This is a genomic window from Paenibacillus turicensis (assembly GCF_050461185.1).
Taxonomy (GTDB): Bacteria; Bacillota; Bacilli; order Paenibacillales; family Paenibacillaceae; genus Fontibacillus; species Fontibacillus turicensis_A.
Map to the genome: position 1 here is coordinate 1089165 of NZ_JBCMOR010000005.1, position 18772 is coordinate 1107936.

Sequence of the window (18772 nt, forward strand, 5' to 3'; positions counted from 1 at the left end):
TTTATTTTTTAAAGTAGCTTTCCTGAGGGCCAAAATAGGAATAAGGCAGCGTATTCTTTGTAATAACAAGCTTCTGTAAAACGATAGCCGCATGTAGCACGTAAAAACGTAAAGTATGCACGCCCGCCGTCAAATGATGTTCTGTTGCATGGGTGTGAACATTATTCATAACCGACTCTGACCAATCCCATGATTCACCAGCAGCAAAATCAGCAGGCAACATGTCTGCCTTCACTGGCTTACCGCCATCAATACCAACCGCATACGGTAAACGATTTTCTTCAGTCAGTGGATTGGTTGGCGCTGTATGCACAATCACCGTATAAGTGCCTTCCTCCCCCACATAAAAACGATATTCCAAATAAGGTGCTTCTTCACTAGATTCAAATTGCGCTGTCGTTGGAAATAGCTTCATCGAAGATAGGGAGCGACCATACTTCTCAATTACTTCAAAATGAGCCTTTTCCCCTGCTTGACGATCACATGTATGCTCTGCCTCAATAACAATGACACCGTTACTTCCAACAAACGTCATAGATGGAAGTTCATCAACTTGGATAACCTGTGCCTGTACCATTACTTTCACGCTGTCATTTCCAGATGAAATGATAATTTCACCAGTGACATCTTCATAAACCTGATCCCAATCTACTGAAACGATAATATCGTCGCCATAAATGATATTTCCTTGCTGCTGACTTGTTTTAATCCAATCATGACTAGCCTCAAGTCTGTATTGTAATGGCTGTGTCCCCCCATTACTTATCGTAATTCGATAGTTTTCCTGTTGCAGATTACTAAAGTTAGGAAGTTCGACTTCACCAGATGTATAGCAATCCGCATTCCCTTCTACATCCACAATTAAAACTGGCGCCTCTTGTGTTGACTCTATATAAACTGCATTAGGGAACTGTGCACCTTCGTCGTTCCAGTTCACATATCCAATATGAAGAGAAGACATCATGCCCTTCCACTTTCCATTAGATAACTCATTATTGTAAAAATCCTGTAACTCAATATCCCTCTTTATGGCTTGCTCTACTAAACCAGCATAGTGATTGGCAAGCATGCTTTGTGGCTGAAAGTTGTAATACTTCTGATTCAACCCCGCATACACATGCATTTTTTTCACATTTGCACTAGCAACAGCAGGATAGTAGACAAGCTGATAATAAGCATCCTTATGCTCATCAGCAGTGAGCTTATAATACGCCTCTGCTTGCTCTTCTAATTTGATCGCTTCTGCTAGTACACGTTGTCCTTCATTATAATGATTCACACTGTAAGTATCCGCGTACGTAATTTCTGGCTTACGAGTCCCATTTAATCGTGTGTACTTCTCTAGAACATCTGCAATACCACTTAGGGCGTCATCCGGTACGGTATGACCAAACTGCATCTTTACCCAATCATGCAAAAATAATGTCGTTTTATTTGGGTTTGCTGTTCCCCAAGCCTCAAAATCATAAGCTAGCTCCATAAAATATGAAAGTGGAAGCTCCATTGGCTTCAAATCACCTACATTTACGATCCATAGATCACGAATCCCGTAATCATAAGCAAGCGACATTTGCTCCCATATTTTTTCTAGTGGAACGGTATTAACCCATTCGTAGGATCGTGGACCCCCATGATAATCAAAGTGGTAGTAAATTCCCCATCCCGCCTTGCGGGTGCGTGCCTCTTCATCAGGCAATTTTCTCATATTGCCAAAGTTATCATCAGACATAATAATCGTAACATCATCTAATACATCCCAATCCTTTAAGCCTGGAACCTCATCACTTCCATACCAAAACGCTTCGACTTCTTTATAAATCGTTAACACCTGGGGTGCATGCTCTAAACCATGCTTCTGGAGTAGTTTCTTTTGCGTAATGATAATATCCTTTAGACGCTGTATATTTTCTTCAAATGTGCCCCCTAATGCTGAGTCCTGCTCCCCACGCATCCCTAAAGTAATAATACTTTCTAAATCTTTATTTCGAATAACACCATCTTCCCAAAATCTCGTGATGGCCTCTGTATTTTCCCAGTAATCCCATAACCCATTATCACCATAGCGATGATTGATATGTTTCCATTCCTCACCTGCTCTGAACAAAGGTTCATGGTGTGACGTCCCCATAATGATGCCATATTCATGGGCAAGCTCTGCATTTGCTAACGGATAACTTTCTCCATCTTCACTAAATACAGCACTCCACATCGCAGGCCATAAATAGTTTGCCTTTAAACGCAATAAAAGTTCGAACACTTTCTCATACATTTTTTCGTTAAAGCCACCACAATGATCCCTAGACCATGAGCCAAGTGAAGGCCATTCGTCATTCATAAAAAAGCCACGAAAGCGGATGGAAGGTTCCTTAGAGGTATATTCAAGCTGCTCCTTCGTAAAAACAAGCTGTGACTGCTTAGCAGGATGAACATCTCCCCAATACACCCATGGGCTTACTCCACATAGCTTAGAAATATGATATAGTCCATAAAAGACGCCTCTTTTTTCACTTCCTATAATGACAATCGCTGTCTCTAGCTCTGCACTAGGCTCAGTTACAAATCTAATTATGAAGCTTTCTCTGCGTTTCTTCAGCTCTGAAATATCAACTCTACCTTTTGCAATCAGTGAATCGATGATATCATTATTTCCAATAGTGCCTGCAACGATGGCCGTGCCCTTTAACTTGCTTTTCTCAGTTACGATTTCAGGTAAGACACCTGTTACCATCTCAATATCCTTAGCCACAGATGAGGCTACAAGCTTTAGTCCCCCAAAATCTTTTCCTTGTGGGTCAATATAAATCGGTGTTGCTTGACCATGTTGGACAAGCACAGGGCTCTGAGATGTGTTTTCCTGTAAAACTTGCATAGTTAGCAGCTCCTTCATGTTTTGTACTTAATTGTTGAAATCAATAATTTTCGTTAACTAATAAGTTCAAACTATACGTGATAACGTTTACATCAACTTGTCTAGGAGGAAACGTATTTTGGAATTAGCAGAACTCGTTAATCATAATCATTTAATTCCTGAAGTCATCTTGTTTGTAGACCGCAAATGTTTTGCTGATTGGTCGATCGCACAAGCAAAAATTGACTTTCACGACCTTACCTTCGTCGTTAGCGGAAAAGCCTGCTATTATATCAATGGCAAAAAGCATATTGTGGAAGCAGGAGATTTATTATATATACCGGAAGGGTGTAGTAGAGAAGCGTATACATTTGAAGAATCACCTATGCATTGCTACCCTTTCAACTTTTATTGGGCGGCTCCCTATAATCACGTTCAGCTTCCGTTTGAGCATGTTATGAAAAAAATGATTACTAAAGAGATTCTCGACCACATACGTGACTTTAAGCAGGTATGGATGAATCGTGGACCCTTTTATACTTTTCAGGCACGCGCCTTGTTTGAGCTTATACTCCATCGCTTGCTCTCAAGCCACCATATGTTAGCAATGGATACGATAGACCCCCGCATTAAAAAAGCGACATATTATATTACAGAGTATTATTATGAGGAGATTACCGTTAAAAGCCTAGCAGAGCAAGCAAATTTAAATCCGATCTATTTTGGTAAATTGTTCAGGGAAGCCACAGGCTCGACGTGTAAAGAATATGTCAATCGTATTCGCATTAATAATGCTGAAATGATGTTATCGTCTGGTGATTTTAACGTTTCTGAAACTGCCGAGCGTTGTGGCTTTCATGATATCTCTTATTTCAGTAATCTATTTAAGCAAATAAAAGGGTACTCCCCATCATCAATTAGAAAAAATTTATAGAACCAGCTTGAAGGTGATTAACAAAAACAATATTAACAATAACCAAAGCCTAAAATTGTAAACAATTTTTGTTCGTCACCTTCAGCCATCTTAATTACGATCGTATGCTCTTTGGCAACCTCTTCGTTATATAAAATGACCGCATTACAATGTGTCCAATTGTTTTCGTGAGGATCGGCCTTTTTTAAGTGATTACCGTCTACATAGATATCCGCACTACCAAATTCATTGCTGCCTGAATCCTTAAACACCAAAAGCAATCGCTTGCTTGTAATCGTTAATTTAAATTCTGGTGCTCCTTGCTGTGGATTGTGCATCCAGTTATGTGGAAACTGAGGTGAGCGATGTGGATCAGCATCCATCTCAACCATCTGCAAATCGGTATCTATATCTATGAAACCACCTGGTTCAATCTTTGCAAGCTCTGCCACATTGCTTCGATCAAGTAGCTTTGTTTCTACAAAGTCGTTGCCAATAATCGGCGCTTTATTTAGCTCAATATCTTCCTCATCCATATCAGCAGCATCCACCGTTTGAATTAACCAGAGCAAGCTATCAGCCATAACAAGGTGACCATCATTCGTTGGATGATAAATGTCATAGAAAAATTGACGTTTAGAAACGACATTACCTTCTGACTTACTTAGCTTAAATTGATCAACAACGGCGTCCTTAACACTAACCATAGGTAGATTGTAATGCCAACCAACAGGCGCTAAGCGATCTTGTAAATTCCAGTCGTTCACAAATACACTAAATAATAAAATAACTGCAGGTTGATTTGGCTCCTGTAGTGCCTTTAAGGCAAGGCTTTCAAAGCAGTTCCCTTCAGTTTCATCGCCTGCATCATTCACCGCAAACTCAATGACAACGATGTCAGGCTGAACACTTTTATCGCGAAGCACATCCCGATCATAACGAACAATCCCAAGTTCTGATGGCGTTCCACCCACACCTGCTTTAATAAACGAAATTGATTTCCCACCATCTTTACCAAATTGCTGCTTAAATTTATTATAAAATTGATAAGCATAACAATTTTCCTGAATCGGAACCGCCCCTGCACCTTGTGTAATAGAACCACCAATACAAGCGATCGTTACGTCTTCCCCACGTTTTGCCTTTTCAATTGCTTTTTTTAACCGCTTGTTATTGCCCACGTTAAGCAAAGATTTCTTAATCATTTCCTCATAAGCACTAGACTCATAATCAACCGCAGCCTCTAAGGAAACTTCTGGAACATGATAACCATCATTTAAGTAGAACATTACGCTTACAGACGCTAATTGACCAACCTGATCAAAGAAAAAAGTAAAGCTACCTGGAACGTCGTCATCTGCTGACCACTCATAATCATCTAAAACAAGTAAGGTTTCTGAACCATCTGCTGGGCAAGTAAGCTCAATACGAGTGCCTGATTCAAATCGGTTTGTTTTGCCTAAATTGTGATATGCGAATCCCACGCTAGTTAAGTCAGCACTTTTTGCTGTAACCGTAATTCCAATGCTATGCACTAATTTAGAAATGCCTTCACAATTCGTTAACAGCTTTAATATATTTTCATCTGTCACTCCACCTGTAAACTTAGCCTTATCAACCACTCTACCTTCTAAAAAAATAGGGTGACAAAACTTTCCTTCCGGAGTAGCGCTTGCTTCGACCATATTTTCATACATAATATAAAAGCCACTACGTCTTGCCGTTGGATCTTTTGGTGCTTTTGGACCTTCTTTAGCTATCCCATTATTAGATACTCCAGTCGTAGAATCACTCATCGTTCGTAAATCTCCTTTTTCAAGTTAAAATGAACTAGAATAAAGTACTTGTAATATTGTTGTAATTATTGAAGTGAAACTGATTATAAATAATGAAGAAAAAGATCATTCTTCTTTTACTAGTATGGCATATTTCTATGTTTTCGTCTTTGTAGAAATTAAACATTCATAGGAATAAAAAAACATGATTTTTTACAAAAAAAACGACACAGCATTTAAATTTCTTAAATGTGTATCGTTTTTTCCTCATATTTTTAGCTACTACTTCATTAGATTCTGTTTAATCCACATGAAGGTTACTATTCTTCTGAACTACATTTTACAACATATCTACCTAACATCTGACCTTTGAGAATCATATCTAGTATACTTGGCAACTCATGCAATGTGGTCGTTGAAATAAGTTGCTCTAACGCACTGTCTGGCTTCCATTCGTCCCCAAGCTTGCTCCACAACTCACTTCTCAGGGATGCAGGGCAATAGACTGAATCAATGCCAAGCAAACTAACTCCACGTAAAATATATGGATAGACCGAGGTTTCGATTTTACCCCCGCCAGTTAGTCCTGACAAAGCAATGGCTCCGCCATATTTTATTGATTTCACAATCTCACCCGTAGCCGTCCCACCAACAGGGTCAACCACAGCAGCCCAATGCTCTTTAGATAAAACACCACGCTTAGCTTGGGAGACTTCCTCTCTGCTTATGACAGTAGTAGCGCCTAATGCCTTAAGCTTATCAATGGCCTCTAGCTTCCCTGTGGAAGCCACAACCTCAAATCCTAACTTGGACAAAATAGACACAGCCATACTACCTACCCCACCAGTAGAGCCTGTAACAAGTACTGGTCCCTGATCAGGAGCAAGCCCATGATTTAACAACGAATGAATAGATTGTGCAGCCGTGAAACCTGCGGTTCCAATTGCCATAGCTTCAAATGCAGACAATCCTTGTGGAAGTGGAAAAACCCACTCACTAGGTACACGAGCGTATTCAGCATATCCTCCATAATGAGACACACCTAAGCCATAACCTGTGCATACTACAACATCACCCACAGCAAATCGTGTATCATCAGAAGCTACAACCTCTCCAGCCAGATCAACACCTGGAATAAATGGATATGAGTTTACTATTTTTCCATCAGGAATGCTAGCTAAGCCGTCCTTATAATTTACACTGGAATATTGTACTGCAATTGTAACATTCCCCTGTGGTAACTCTGACCATGTAACTTGCTTTAATCCTGCTTCAAAGGTATCCTCATTTTTATTGACCTGATACGCCCAAAATTGTTGTTTCATTTGTTAGCCACCATTCATTAAATAGATTACAAATATGGATTCTCGTGCTTAGCAAGCAATCGTTGCCAACGGCGTTCAATCTCTTGACGGAACGATTCAAGTGCTGCTTCGTTTTGCGGCTTCAATAAATGGCGTGTTTTCCCCATTTTTTTCAGCCAGTCTTCGATTGGCACTCGTTTATTTTTATCCTCTGGATTATACGTAATATTGGTTTGTCCATGCTCCACCTCATATAATGGGAAGAAGCACGAGCTAACCGCAGCATCTACAACCTCTGTACCAACATCATCTGGCGTAATCCAGTTTAGTGGGCACGCAATTAATATTTTACCATATACTAGACCTTCGTTTTGAGCGTAGTATTGTGCTTTTGCCGCTTTTTTCACTAAATCCTGCGGATAAGCTTCACTTCCTGTAAAGACATAAGGGATATTTGTTGCCGCCATAATTTGTGCAGTATCCTTATGATGGAACACTTTACCCTGCTGTACCTCACCAAGATTGGACGTAGAAGTACGATGTCCAATTGGTGTTGAGTAGGACAATTGCGCGCCTGTATTCATATAACCTTCGTTATCATACTCCACAATAATCATTTTATGGTTACGTAATGCAGCACCAATCGCTGGGCCCATACCGATGTCCATCCCACCATCGCCTGTGACCATAACAAAGGTGAAGTCATCCTGAAGACCAAGATTATCTAATTCCCCTCTACGTTTACGCTCCCAGAACATTTCAACGACCCCTGACAACGTTGCTGCTCCATTTTGGAACAAGTTATGAATGTAGGTCGCTTTGTGGGAGGAATAAGGATAACCTGTCGTTACCACCATCGCACAACCTGTATGGAACAATGCGACGATGTCACCTTCAATTCCTTTAAAGAACAGCTCTAAGCCCGAGAATATACCGCATCCTGGACATGCGCCATGACCTGGAGCAATCCGTTTTGGTTTTTTAGTCAAAGAACGAAGTGGTGGAATCCGTACACCTAATTTGCCAGTTTCCTCATTACGAGTGACTGTAATTAAGCCAGTTTTTAAATCGTCAAAATTAAGTGGCTTTAATACACGTTCTTGTGTATGCTCCAAGTCACCTGCGGAATGACCATAATAATCAAATGCAACTTCAACTTTATCCTTTTCTACTGCATCTATCGCTAACTGGAACAAATGATGACCATCTTCAGCATAAAACTCCTTGCCACCAAGACCATAAATACGGCTAATAACTTTAGTATTATGATTGCCATGCGTAAACAAAGCAGCTTTAATTTCATTTACCATGTTACCACCATGAGCCCCGTAGGAATCTGCACGATCTCCTACTGTAATCGCCTTTACATTTTTTAATGCTTCAGCAATTTGCTTTTGTGGGAAAGGACGAATCATGTTAGGCGCAATTGAGCCGGCTTTTATTCCTTGCTTACGTAAATCATCTACTACATCTTTAATAATTTCAGAGGCCGAATTCATCAAAAATACAGCAACTTCCGCATCCTCCATGCGGTACATATCCAACATACCGTAATGACGTCCTGTTAACTGTGCATATTCTCCTGCAATCCGTTCAAACACTGCTTCTGCCCTGTACATCGCTTCGGATTGTTGATAGCAGTTGTTAATAAAGTCAGGTTCATTCATATAAGGACCCACAGTAATTGGATTGTTACGATCTAACGTATGAGCAAAACCTGCTGGAGGTTGTTCTCCAACAAATTTTTGTACATCTTCACGATTTGCAAAGGTATGCACACGACGTTTTTGGTGAGATGTAAAATAACCATCAGACGCCACCATAACTGGCAACCGCACCTCTGGGTCCTCTGCTAACTTAATTGCCATAATATTCATATCATACACAGCCTGCGGATCACGACACATTAAGATGGGCCATCCCGTGTTAAGTGCATAATATAAATCCGAATGATCGCCATGAATGTTAAGAGGTCCAGATACAGAACGACATACTAGATTCATAACCATTGGGAAACGTGTACCTGATTGAACAGGCATTTGCTCTAGCATATACATATATCCGTTTGCACTTGTTGCGTTAAATACCCGTCCTCCTGCCGTGGAAGCACCATAACAGATCCCTGCTGAACTATGCTCTCCATCTGAAGGAATAAGCTTAATATCATGTTCTCCATTTGCTTTCATCAAATCAAGAAATTGTGCTACTTCTGTAGAAGGTGAAATTGGGAAATATCCCATAATATGATAGTTAATTTGGTGTGCCGCATAAGCTGCCATTTCATTTCCTGACTCGTAAACAACACGTTGCTCTACTTGCCCTACTGTTTTTTCCTTTTGAATATCTATTGCCATCTTAGCCCCGCCTCTCCTTCGTATTCTTTAACGATTACTCATTGCCAGCTCAAATAAATGAGGTACACGATTAGTGTCAGCATAACCGTCCTCTTCCCGTTCCTCTGACAATGCATCGGTTGGACAAGCATGGATACATTTTAAGCAACCTTTGCAATATTGATAATCGATGCCTTGTAGAAACATTTGCGGACGCCCTTTTTTATCAGGTTGTTCCTCCCATACAAAACAGTTATCAGGACATACGTTGTCACATGCGGCACAATGAATACATGTCTCTTGATTGAAATGCGGCATCATACCAGAACGTGAAATACTTAAATCTTTTAATATACTATTACCTGGGTTAGGAATAATCCCACCAATCGCTTGCGTTGCATAACCTAAAACAGGTGTATCTGCACGCACAAACTCCGGCATCGTTACACCTTCTGGTAAAGCATAGCTATGAAACTCAACTTCATTATACCCACGCTCAAAGGTGCGAATAGCAGGAGCAACCGTTTGTGGATATTTTTTTTCTAGTGATTTTGTAATAACTTCCTTCATCGTGCTTGCATCTAAAAATGGACATAACCGAAATAATGCCCCTAGCATAGCCATGTTTACACGATTTTTTTCTTCTAACGCGATTCCTGTCGCATCTATAACTGCAATTGTTCCACCTAACAATTTCATTTTAGCTTTAAGTTCTTCTGGTGATTTACGTGAGTTGACTAGCACTGTGCTATCTTCATAAATTCCATTAATAACGTTTACTGTTTTCGCAAGTGCTTCCTGAAAAATGCCTACTACATGTGGTCTTTCAACAGGTGAGGTATCTCTAATCGGTGTATTTAAATCGCAAAAACGAATATGAGCTTTTACAGGCGACCCCTTCTTCTCAGAACCATATGAAGAAAAGCTGACACCATTCAATCCAGCCCCTTCTACACCAGCTTCAGCGAGCATTTTCCCAGCAAGATTTGCCCCCAGACCGCCAATGGACTCTAGACGGATTTCAAAAAATCCTAGGTCATTTATTTTGGGTAAGCTTACCACATTTTTTCCCCCTTCATGGGTAATGTTTTAATATAATCCATTAATGCAAAATACTGTTTAAAAGAACGAGACAAAAAGGCCCCGATTAATTTTTCAATTTATCATAGCTGATCAACTACCGATGTGATAAACCGCACAATGAACAAGGAGGGAGCTGTATTAAACACAAAATGTCACAAAAATAAAGTATTCGCCTTCAATCGATAGGATAGTGCTGAAATTATCGGTTTCTGCGGTTTCCCGAGAAATAATTAGGGGGAATAGGTGGCTGGATGCTGGAAATGAGGTGTGCTGGTGCTGGGAGGATGTGGTGGGTCGGGCGCTACGTGACAGAGGGTTGCTTCGATCGCTCTTAAAATCGGATTCTTCCATTTTATATTTCTCTATAGGTAAGAATCCGATTTTAAATACGACCGCTCCGCTTCTCCACAATCCCTCTGTCCCTCCCGCTACTCCCACCACTTCCACCAGCTCAGCCAAAGCACTCATTTAAAAGCATCGAGCCTTTATAGGGGACGGCTCAAAGGGAAAAGCAAAAAGCTATAGATTCGGGACAGAGGGCAGGGTTTCGATCGCTCTTAAAACTGGATTCCTTCATTGTAGGACAGCATTTGGGTGGAATCCAGTTTTAAATACGACCGCTTCGCTTCTCCACATTCCCTCTGTCCCTCATCAATGATAAGGGCGGAAAGCAACATTCAAAAGAATTTTGCTATTCTACGAAATCTGCTTGGATTTCGTGCATAGCTCAGTTTACTCGCTATAGGGCTGAGATTTCTGCTACTCGCGTTACTTTATGTACTAACAAAATCAAAACCATTGGCTATTCTACGTAATCTACTTGGATTTCGTGCATAGCTTAGCTAGTTACTCTTTACACCAACCGCATTCGTTTTCCGCCATTTTCCCAGCAAATAAAAATAAGCTATTCTACGAAATTCAGATCTAATTTCGTGAATAGCTTATTTTTGTAAATGACTAACGAATCATGAGTATAGGGTCCATCTCTAATTGATCTAATCCTCGTGCACGCTCATATATTCTTCTAGCATTTTTTGTTTGAGTTCCCATGCTGTTTGGCTCAAATTTACGCGGTAAATTTGTGGGTTGAGTTTACGCAGGTATTCGGGCCAGAATAGGTCAAGTTGGCTTTGGTGGTAAGCTCTGATTTGTGACAATGATGGCAAGGTATAAACCTGCTCCCCATTAACAAAGATCGGCTCAAGCATCGACATGACGCTATAGTTGTTCACTGTTTTTTTCATGTAAGGATGAACGGGGTCAAACAAACGCAGCTTACCCCCAGTTCGCGCTTGCTCCTCATGAGGCAGACACACGTAGTCCGCAATCGCTTTGCCATCCTCGTTGCTGATGATACGTAAAACTTCTTTTTTACCGGGTGAGGTTACTTTTTCAGGATTACCTGAAATTTTGATTGTCGGTAGCATTTCACCCTCACGTTCACGCTCAACTAGCTTATAGACGCCGCCCAGCGCAGGCTGATCCGCAGCCGTAATAAGCTGCGTACCTACTCCCCATGTATCAATTTTTGCACCTTGGGATTTTAGATTAGACATCGTATTTTCGTCTAAATCATTGGACGCGACAATTTTAACATCGGCGAGTCCTGCCGCATCAAGTATTTTACGAGCTTTTATCGATAAGTAAGCAAGGTCACCACTATCGAGCCGAATGCTTGCAAGCTTTTTGCCGATTTTCTCTAGGCTTTTAGCTGTTTTAATCGCATTTGGGATTCCACTATGCAATGTATCAAATGTATCAACGAGCAATGATACCTGATTAGGCAAAGCTTTGGCATAGATCTCAAACGCCTCAAGCTCTGAATCAAAAATTTGCACCCATGAATGGGCATGTGTGCCTTTTGTTGGGATATCAAATATTTCACCAGCAAGCATATTAGAGGTTGCGTCAAAGCCAGCAATATAGGCAGCTCTTGCACCCCAAATTGCAGCATCCGCTTCCTGAGCGCGGCGTGTACCAAACTCCAATAAAATATCATTTTCAGCTACACTTTTAATTCTGGATGCCTTCGTTGCAATTAAGGTTTGAAAATTCATAAAATTTAAAAGGGCGGTTTCAATTAACTGAGACTCTAGAATCGTCCCCTCCACTCGGATTAAAGGTTCATTTGGAAACACTAATGCTCCCTCTTGAACCGAATAAATGGTCCCCTTAAATGAAAAATTACGGAGTAATTCCAAAAATTCAGGATCGTATTGCTCTTCTTGCTTGGCTAAATAATCAATATCTCTGTCGGTAAAGCGAAGCTTCGAAATATAATCCACAATACGCTGCAAGCCTGCAAAAACAGCATAGCCATTACCGAATGGAAGCTTACGAAAATAGGCTTCAAATACGGCTTTACGCTCATGGGAGCCATTCATCCAATGGGCATAAATCATATTAATTTGATATTTATCCGTATGTAGAGCTAAGCCTTCACCATACATGATTGTTTGTCATCCTCTCTCTTTAAGCCAACCTTTACAAATATAAGCGGTGCTTAAAGAACTCAAGTATATATCGATAAACGTGGTGTAAAGTCTGTAAAGCGATATAACTGAGCCGGGCGCTGTGAATATTGATTAGATAATAGAGGTTTACCCTCTTCATCTCTTACTTCTTCTAAAATACCTTGACGACTCCGAGTAGACGTAATTTTGCGAATAAAGTTAAGCTCAGCAAAATCTGGAACTACCGTTTGAATGACCTGATACAGCTCACCTAACGTGAAATGTGGTGGAAGGAACTGCTTAGCGATGGTCGTATGAAGCATTTGTTGTTGAATCCGTTTATACGCATCCTCTAAAATCTCACGATGATCAAATCCCAAGTCAAGCTCATCAAGTGCTTCTTGCACTGTAAACAAGCCTACAGTATGCGCATCATCGGCTGCTTGTCTTTTTTCTAGCACCGTTTCCTCAACTAACGCGAAAAAAGCATGCGAGATAACCCAGCCTCTTGGATCCCGCCCTGGCTTACTATAAACACCTAAGTATTCTAAATGGTGTCCATCAACACCCGTTTCTTCCATTAGCTCACGTTGTGCTGTTTCAAATAACGATTCATCCTCTTGCGAGAAGCCTCCTGGAAGTGCCCATGCACCAGCAAATGGCCAGCTTTTACGCTTAATAAGCATCACTTTAAGATCAAATCTAGGCAACGCTTTTGTTGCCGCTTTTCGCTCTTGTTTTGCTAATGTAAACATAACAATATCCGCTGGTATTCCATCAGGAGTACGATATTTTTTCACATCATCCCTCTTAGGGGCTTCCCTTCCGCCCTTACCCATTCGCATTCACCACATCATCCATAGTTAATTATAAAACTGATTAATTGTATTAATTATTTTTCATCTTACGAAATGTTGCGGTTGAAATACAACCTAAAATACCATTCTCATTATGAATCTCTGCACGAAGTATAAGAGTGCGTTGACTAGCATGAACGATATGAGCCGTTGCCACAAGCTCGCCACTCTTCATTGCATTTAAAAAATTGACATCAATGTGTGTTGTGACACCCGGAGTCCCTTTCCAATGTGACATCGCTAATGTTCCCATTGCCTGGTCCATCATAGCTGTTAAAACACCACCATGCACAATTCCCATCGGATTCAAGTGTTGCTCTGTAGCTGCTAATCCTACTTCAACCTTATCCTCTTCGTTGGTTAGTAATTTAAAGCCGATAAACCCCCAAAATGAGGTCTCATTGCGGCTCATCATCTCAGACCAATCCATATCAAGCTTTCCTCCTAGATGTCTGTCTGCATTGTTATTACTATGCAAGTACATCTTTACTCACACGGTTATCATTCACTGATATCTTGAACAAATGGTTATTGAAGATAATCTATTCACCGTAACCAGATGTCTGATCAGTTACGACCTCGTTTCCATTTTCAACAGAGACACGCTTTGAAACAGTATCATGAATAACGGAAATAACAAGCTGTAGCAAATAGTTAATATCGCTTTGGCTTTGCTGAAATTCGTTTACTAAAGGAATACTATCCAGTTCGGCTTGCAGCTCTGAAATTTCAGCTTCAATTTTATCAACCATAGTTTGATTTTTCATACTCTCAAAAGCAACAATTTCCTTTTGCTTTTTTTTAATCACACTGATCAGTGACTGTATTCGCTCATGGTTTTGAATTAGCTTTTCTGCCTTCTGGAAATGTTGGACCTCTTCACTTGAACCAATCAATCCAGCAAGCTCCTTCGCTTTTTTAATAATATCTTCTCGGCTTTGAGGCTCCAACGTGCTCCCTCCTATACAGTTGTAATTTGTTCAGTAATAAGGTTACCTTTAATATACCAAGTTTTAGGATCTGTAATCGCTACATGCACAAATGTACCAATCAAATCTTTACTACCCTCGAAATGCACTAGCTTATTACTACGGGTACGTCCAGATAATACATTAGCATCATTTTTACTTTCGCCCTCAACCAATACTTCAACTACTTGTCCAACTACAGCATCGTTACTTTTGAAGGAATGCTTCTTAATTTCTTCATTTAAGCGCTGGAGACGCTCCTTCTTTACTTCCATCGGAATATTGTCTTCCATCCCCGCAGCAGGAGTTCCTTCACGTGGTGAATAAATAAATGTATAAGCAAAGTCATACCCAACTTCGCGTACTAAAGACATCGTTTCTTCAAATTGCTCATCGGTTTCCCCAGGAAAACCAACAATAATATCTGTAGACAAAACAAGGCCTGGGATCGCTGCTTTCATTTTAGATACAAGGTTCAAATAATGCTCACGTGTATATTTACGGCTCATTTTTTTCAAAACTTGTGTGCTACCAGATTGAACCGGCAAGTGAATATGCTCAACAAGATTGCCACCTTTGGCAAGCACTTGAATCAAATGATCATCAAAATCACGAGGATGTGATGTCATGAAGCGAACTCTAGGAATATCTATTTTCGAAATATCATCCATTAAATCTGCAAACAAATAGTTAATGTCATTAAAGTCTTTACCATAAGCATTTACATTTTGCCCAAGCAACGTAATTTCCTTATAGCCTTGAGCTGCTAACTCACGTACCTCTGCAATGACATCCTCTGGTCGACGGCTACGCTCTTTCCCACGTGTATACGGAACGATACAATACGTACAAAACTTATCGCAACCATACATAATGTTAACCCATGCCCGCATCCCTTCACGCTTCTTAGGAAGGTTTTCGATAATATCGCCCTCTTTAGACCATACCTCAACCACCATTTCTTTACTAAACAACGCCTCTTGAATTAAGTATGGCAAACGATGGACATTATGTGTCCCAAAGATCATATCTACAAAGCTATGCTTTTGCATAATGCGATTAACGACGCCTTCTTCTTGAGACATACAACCACACACACCAAGCAATAGATCAGGCTTTTCCGTTTTCAACGTTTTTAAATGCCCTAATTCGCCAAACACTTTATCTTCCGCATTTTCACGAATTGCACAGGTGTTCAGCAAAATAAGATCTGCTTGTGTTCGATCATCAGTAGACTGATAACCCATTTCCTCAAGCATCCCTTTAATAATTTCAGTATCATGCTCGTTCATTTGACAGCCATACGTAGTAATATTGTAAAAGCGTCCCTCTCCTAGCTTCTTCAGCTCGTCTGGGATCACTTCGTTATAATGAACTTGAATTTCTTCCTTGCCCCGACGTTTTCCTTCCTTATAGTCTGGATTCGAGTTAATTTGGATGTTACGTCCCTTAATTCGATACGTCGTTTTGCCTTCCTCTTCACTAATCACTTTAGCGTCACTAAAGTCAAAATATTTGGAGTAATCCTTGCCCTTGGCGGATTTTAAGTCCGCTGAGTTTTGGTTCTCCTTTGTCATCGCTAACACTTCCCCTTTTTTAAACTTATATTTCATGTACCATATGTGTCATATATCGCTAATTTAAAATTATATCACAATGCACTGCTGTTAATCTATAAATGCCTAAATACTGCCCCAAATACATAGGGAAAATAAAAAGGCTCTAACTCACTTGCGTGAAAGAGCCCTCTTACTAACTACTAGGAAATAGCAACAATATCTTGGCTTTATTTATAAATCAGTATTTGACAGCTCCTCTTATTTTCTCACCATACTAACAATTTGTTCACTCATTTTACTAAGACTTGTCTGTAACTGGACTGCTCCGACCTCAAAAGCGACCTTAGGCATGCCATAAACGATAGAGCTTTCCTCATCTTGCCCAATTGTTTTTCCGCCCTTTCGGCGTAATGCAAGCAGCCCACGCGCCCCATCATAACCCATTCCTGTTAAAATAACACCCAGCGCATCCTTACCTACACTTGTCGCCACCGACTCAAAGAGAAGGTCAGCCGAGGGACAATGCCCGCTTATTTTATCACCTGCAAAGCATTCAATTACATATTTATTATCACGTTTCTTCACTCGAATATGCTTGCCTCCTGGTGCAATTAACACTTGACCCGGCTTTACAACGTCACCTTGCTTCGCTTCCCTTACATCAAAACGAGTCGACATATTTAGTCGTTCAGCAAACATTTTTGAAAAGCCAGCAGGAATATGCTGCACAACAACAATCCCAGGCAAATCTGTAGGTAATTGCTGTAACAAATAATGTAAGGCCTGTACCCCGCCCATAGAGGCACCAATGGCAATCAGTCGCACGCTACCTTTATACTTAGCAGCACTATTTGAAGCACTTAAACTTGTATTACTTGTACTACCTGTACCACTTGAGGTACTTGGGGTAGCTAATGCGGTTGATGAATGACTTGGCAATTTGGCTTTAGAAGCATCTTTAATTTTTTGAATTAATTCTAAAATAAATGCTTTAACTCCATTCACAGAATGTAAATCTGGTTTACTAATAAAATCAACTGCACCAGCATTCATTGCCTCAAATACTTTATGACTTAGCGCACTTGCTACAATAACTGGAACAGCATATTGAGGAATTAGCTGCTTTACGAATTCAATCCCATTCATTTTAGGCATCTCGACATCACACACCAGTACTTGCGGCAAGGTAGCAATAATGATATCTCTAGCTTCATAAGCATCCTTAGCAGCTCCAACTATATGGATGGTGTCATTAGAAGACAAGCCACGTACCAAAATTTCACGAAATACAGCACTATCATCAATGACTAAAACAGAGATCGCTTTGTTGCTGCTACGCAAATCCTCAACCTCCTAAACCTTGCGATAGACAGCAGGCATAATATATTTTAATGATGTCTCCCGTTTATCCAGCGTTTCCGAAAAACCTATAAATAAATATCCACCTGGCTCTAACAAATTCGTAAATTTCTGAATCAGGTTTTGTCTTGTACGATGGTCAAAATAAATCATTACATTTCTACAAAAAATGATATGAAACTTTCGTTTAAAAGGAAAGCCGTCATCCATCAAATTTAATTTACGAAAAATGACTTCTGCTCTTAATTTTTTATCCACGACATAGTGATCCTCATCCATTTTTACAAAATAATTATCTTTCCAATGCTGTGGTAGCTTCCCTAATTGCTCACTTTGATATTGACCTTGCTGAGCGACTTGAAGCACTCTTGAGGAAATATCGGTGGCAAGCACCTTCGTATCCCACCCATGATGTTGTCCTGCAAAATAATCCATTAAAATCATGGCTAACGTGTAGGGCTCTTCCCCCGTTGAACAACCTGCGCTCCAGATCCGTAAATCGCGATCCTTAATACTTCGTGCAAGCATAGGAACTACTTGATCTCGAAGGAAATGAAAATGCTCTACTTCACGCATAAAATAGGTGTGATTTGTCGTGATTTTATCCACCAACACACTAGCAGCTCGTCCTGTCTGATCATTTTTTACATAATCAAAATATTCGCTGTAAGACGATATATGCTTTTTAGCCAGCAATTGATCCAATCGACTTTTTAACATTACCTTTTTTTCCTGCTTTAAATAAATGCCGTAAGTCGCTTGAATAAATTGCGCAAGCTTGGAAAATTCCTCTGCTGTCATAGACACAAGCTCCCCCTGTCTACTCAAAATCTTCCAACTGCTCCAGTTCATCTTCATTTAACAATTTATCACAATCTAAAATCAGCTTGACCTCTTGATTGACTTTGCCTATCCCTCTAATAAATCGGTGAGTACCTTGGTTGATTTCCGGCGGTGGAACAATATCAGCTTCTGGAATAGTTAGCACCTCTGATACAAGGTCAACAATGAGTCCTACTGAAATATTGGAAATGTCTACAACAATAATACAAGTTCGATCATTATAAGTCCGGAATTGCTTTTTAAAACGTAATCTAACATCCATGACTGGAATAATTTTGCCACGCAAATTAATAATGCCACAAATATAATTTGGAAGCTCTGGCACTTCTGTAATTGATTGAATCCCAATAATCTCTGTCACATATTTAATATCGATGCCATATGATTGTTCACCTAACGCAAATGTTAAAAACTTATCCTTTTGTGTATCCTCTAGTGCTTCAACAACTTCATGTTGTAGGTTTGACATGGTAAAAA

Annotated in this window: 14 protein-coding genes; 1 reads left to right on the forward strand and 13 read right to left on the reverse strand. The window is 40.2% G+C overall.

All coding sequences use genetic code 11. The features are described from left to right. Nucleotide 1: 1 nt before the first annotated feature. On the reverse strand, nucleotides 2-2869 hold the full coding sequence (locus ABE099_RS07175) for a glycosyl hydrolase 115 family protein (RefSeq protein WP_430028803.1): 2868 nt from the start codon (nucleotides 2867-2869) through the stop codon (nucleotides 2-4). 118 nt (nucleotides 2870-2987) lie between these two features. Here ABE099_RS07175 and ABE099_RS07180 point away from each other — a divergent pair, with 118 nt between their 5' ends. Then, the gene (locus ABE099_RS07180; RefSeq protein ID WP_430028805.1) at nucleotides 2988-3782 is read left to right on the forward strand and encodes an AraC family transcriptional regulator; all 795 of its coding nucleotides are present in this window, start codon (nucleotides 2988-2990) and stop codon (nucleotides 3780-3782) included. 32 nt (nucleotides 3783-3814) lie between these two features. On the opposite strand, the gene ABE099_RS07185 is transcribed toward ABE099_RS07180, so the two are convergent. The 12 genes from ABE099_RS07185 to ABE099_RS07240 all read right to left on the reverse strand — a co-directional run bounded on the left by ABE099_RS07185 (nucleotide 3815) and on the right by ABE099_RS07240 (nucleotide 18764). Continuing rightward, the gene (locus ABE099_RS07185; protein WP_430028807.1) at nucleotides 3815-5557 is read right to left on the reverse strand and encodes an SGNH/GDSL hydrolase family protein; all 1743 of its coding nucleotides are present in this window, start codon (nucleotides 5555-5557) and stop codon (nucleotides 3815-3817) included. Between the two features lie 299 nt (nucleotides 5558-5856). Beyond that, a complete protein-coding gene (locus ABE099_RS07190) occupies nucleotides 5857-6861 on the reverse strand; it encodes an acryloyl-CoA reductase (RefSeq protein ID WP_430028809.1) in 1005 nt (334 codons plus the stop codon). A gap of 26 nt (nucleotides 6862-6887) precedes the next feature. Next, nucleotides 6888-9194: a thiamine pyrophosphate-dependent enzyme gene (locus tag ABE099_RS07195; RefSeq protein ID WP_430028811.1), complete on the reverse strand. Its 2307-nt coding sequence runs from the start codon at nucleotides 9192-9194 to the stop codon at nucleotides 6888-6890. Nucleotides 9195-9221: 27 nt separating this feature from the next. Next, entirely contained in the window at nucleotides 9222-10235 is a 1014-nt protein-coding gene (locus ABE099_RS07200) for a 2-oxoacid:acceptor oxidoreductase family protein (protein ID WP_430028813.1), read from the reverse strand. Nucleotides 10236-11251: 1016 nt separating this feature from the next. Then, nucleotides 11252-12706 (reverse strand): nicotinate phosphoribosyltransferase, encoded by a 1455-nt coding sequence (locus ABE099_RS07205; protein ID WP_430028815.1) that lies wholly within the window; start codon nucleotides 12704-12706, stop codon nucleotides 11252-11254. A 62-nt stretch (nucleotides 12707-12768) separates the two neighbouring features. Then, nucleotides 12769-13554: an NUDIX domain-containing protein gene (locus ABE099_RS07210; RefSeq protein ID WP_210087773.1), complete on the reverse strand. Its 786-nt coding sequence runs from the start codon at nucleotides 13552-13554 to the stop codon at nucleotides 12769-12771. 43 nt (nucleotides 13555-13597) lie between these two features. Continuing rightward, nucleotides 13598-13996 (reverse strand): PaaI family thioesterase, encoded by a 399-nt coding sequence (locus ABE099_RS07215; protein WP_430028818.1) that lies wholly within the window; start codon nucleotides 13994-13996, stop codon nucleotides 13598-13600. A 112-nt stretch (nucleotides 13997-14108) separates the two neighbouring features. Then, nucleotides 14109-14516, reverse strand: coding sequence for a RicAFT regulatory complex protein RicA family protein (locus ABE099_RS07220; RefSeq protein ID WP_430028820.1), 408 nt, complete (start codon nucleotides 14514-14516; stop codon nucleotides 14109-14111). A gap of 11 nt (nucleotides 14517-14527) precedes the next feature. Continuing rightward, nucleotides 14528-16111, reverse strand: a complete 1584-nt coding sequence (gene miaB / locus ABE099_RS07225; RefSeq protein ID WP_430028823.1) for a tRNA (N6-isopentenyl adenosine(37)-C2)-methylthiotransferase MiaB — start codon at nucleotides 16109-16111, stop codon at nucleotides 14528-14530. Between the two features lie 240 nt (nucleotides 16112-16351). Next, a complete protein-coding gene (locus ABE099_RS07230) occupies nucleotides 16352-17434 on the reverse strand; it encodes a protein-glutamate methylesterase/protein-glutamine glutaminase (protein ID WP_430028825.1) in 1083 nt (360 codons plus the stop codon). A 12-nt stretch (nucleotides 17435-17446) separates the two neighbouring features. Next, nucleotides 17447-18253 (reverse strand): CheR family methyltransferase, encoded by an 807-nt coding sequence (locus ABE099_RS07235; RefSeq protein WP_430028827.1) that lies wholly within the window; start codon nucleotides 18251-18253, stop codon nucleotides 17447-17449. A gap of 19 nt (nucleotides 18254-18272) precedes the next feature. Then, nucleotides 18273-18764: a chemotaxis protein CheW gene (locus ABE099_RS07240; RefSeq protein WP_430028829.1), complete on the reverse strand. Its 492-nt coding sequence runs from the start codon at nucleotides 18762-18764 to the stop codon at nucleotides 18273-18275. Between the last annotated feature and the right edge of the window lie 8 nt (nucleotides 18765-18772).

Coding starts and splice junctions, on each gene's coding strand:
- ABE099_RS07175 (WP_430028803.1), bottom strand. CDS start 2,869: ATGCAAGTTTTACAGGAAAACACATCTCAGAGCCCTGTGCTTGTCCAA.
- ABE099_RS07185 (WP_430028807.1), bottom strand. CDS start 5,557: ATGAGTGATTCTACGACTGGAGTATCTAATAATGGGATAGCTAAAGAA.
- ABE099_RS07190 (WP_430028809.1), bottom strand. CDS start 6,861: ATGAAACAACAATTTTGGGCGTATCAGGTCAATAAAAATGAGGATACC.
- ABE099_RS07195 (WP_430028811.1), bottom strand. CDS start 9,194: ATGGCAATAGATATTCAAAAGGAAAAAACAGTAGGGCAAGTAGAGCAA.
- ABE099_RS07205 (WP_430028815.1), bottom strand. CDS start 12,706: ATGTATGGTGAAGGCTTAGCTCTACATACGGATAAATATCAAATTAAT.
- ABE099_RS07210 (WP_210087773.1), bottom strand. CDS start 13,554: ATGCGAATGGGTAAGGGCGGAAGGGAAGCCCCTAAGAGGGATGATGTG.
- ABE099_RS07215 (WP_430028818.1), bottom strand. CDS start 13,996: ATGGATTGGTCTGAGATGATGAGCCGCAATGAGACCTCATTTTGGGGG.
- miaB (WP_430028823.1), bottom strand. CDS start 16,111: ATGACAAAGGAGAACCAAAACTCAGCGGACTTAAAATCCGCCAAGGGC.
- ABE099_RS07235 (WP_430028827.1), bottom strand. CDS start 18,253: ATGACAGCAGAGGAATTTTCCAAGCTTGCGCAATTTATTCAAGCGACT.
- ABE099_RS07240 (WP_430028829.1), bottom strand. CDS start 18,764: ATGTCAAACCTACAACATGAAGTTGTTGAAGCACTAGAGGATACACAA.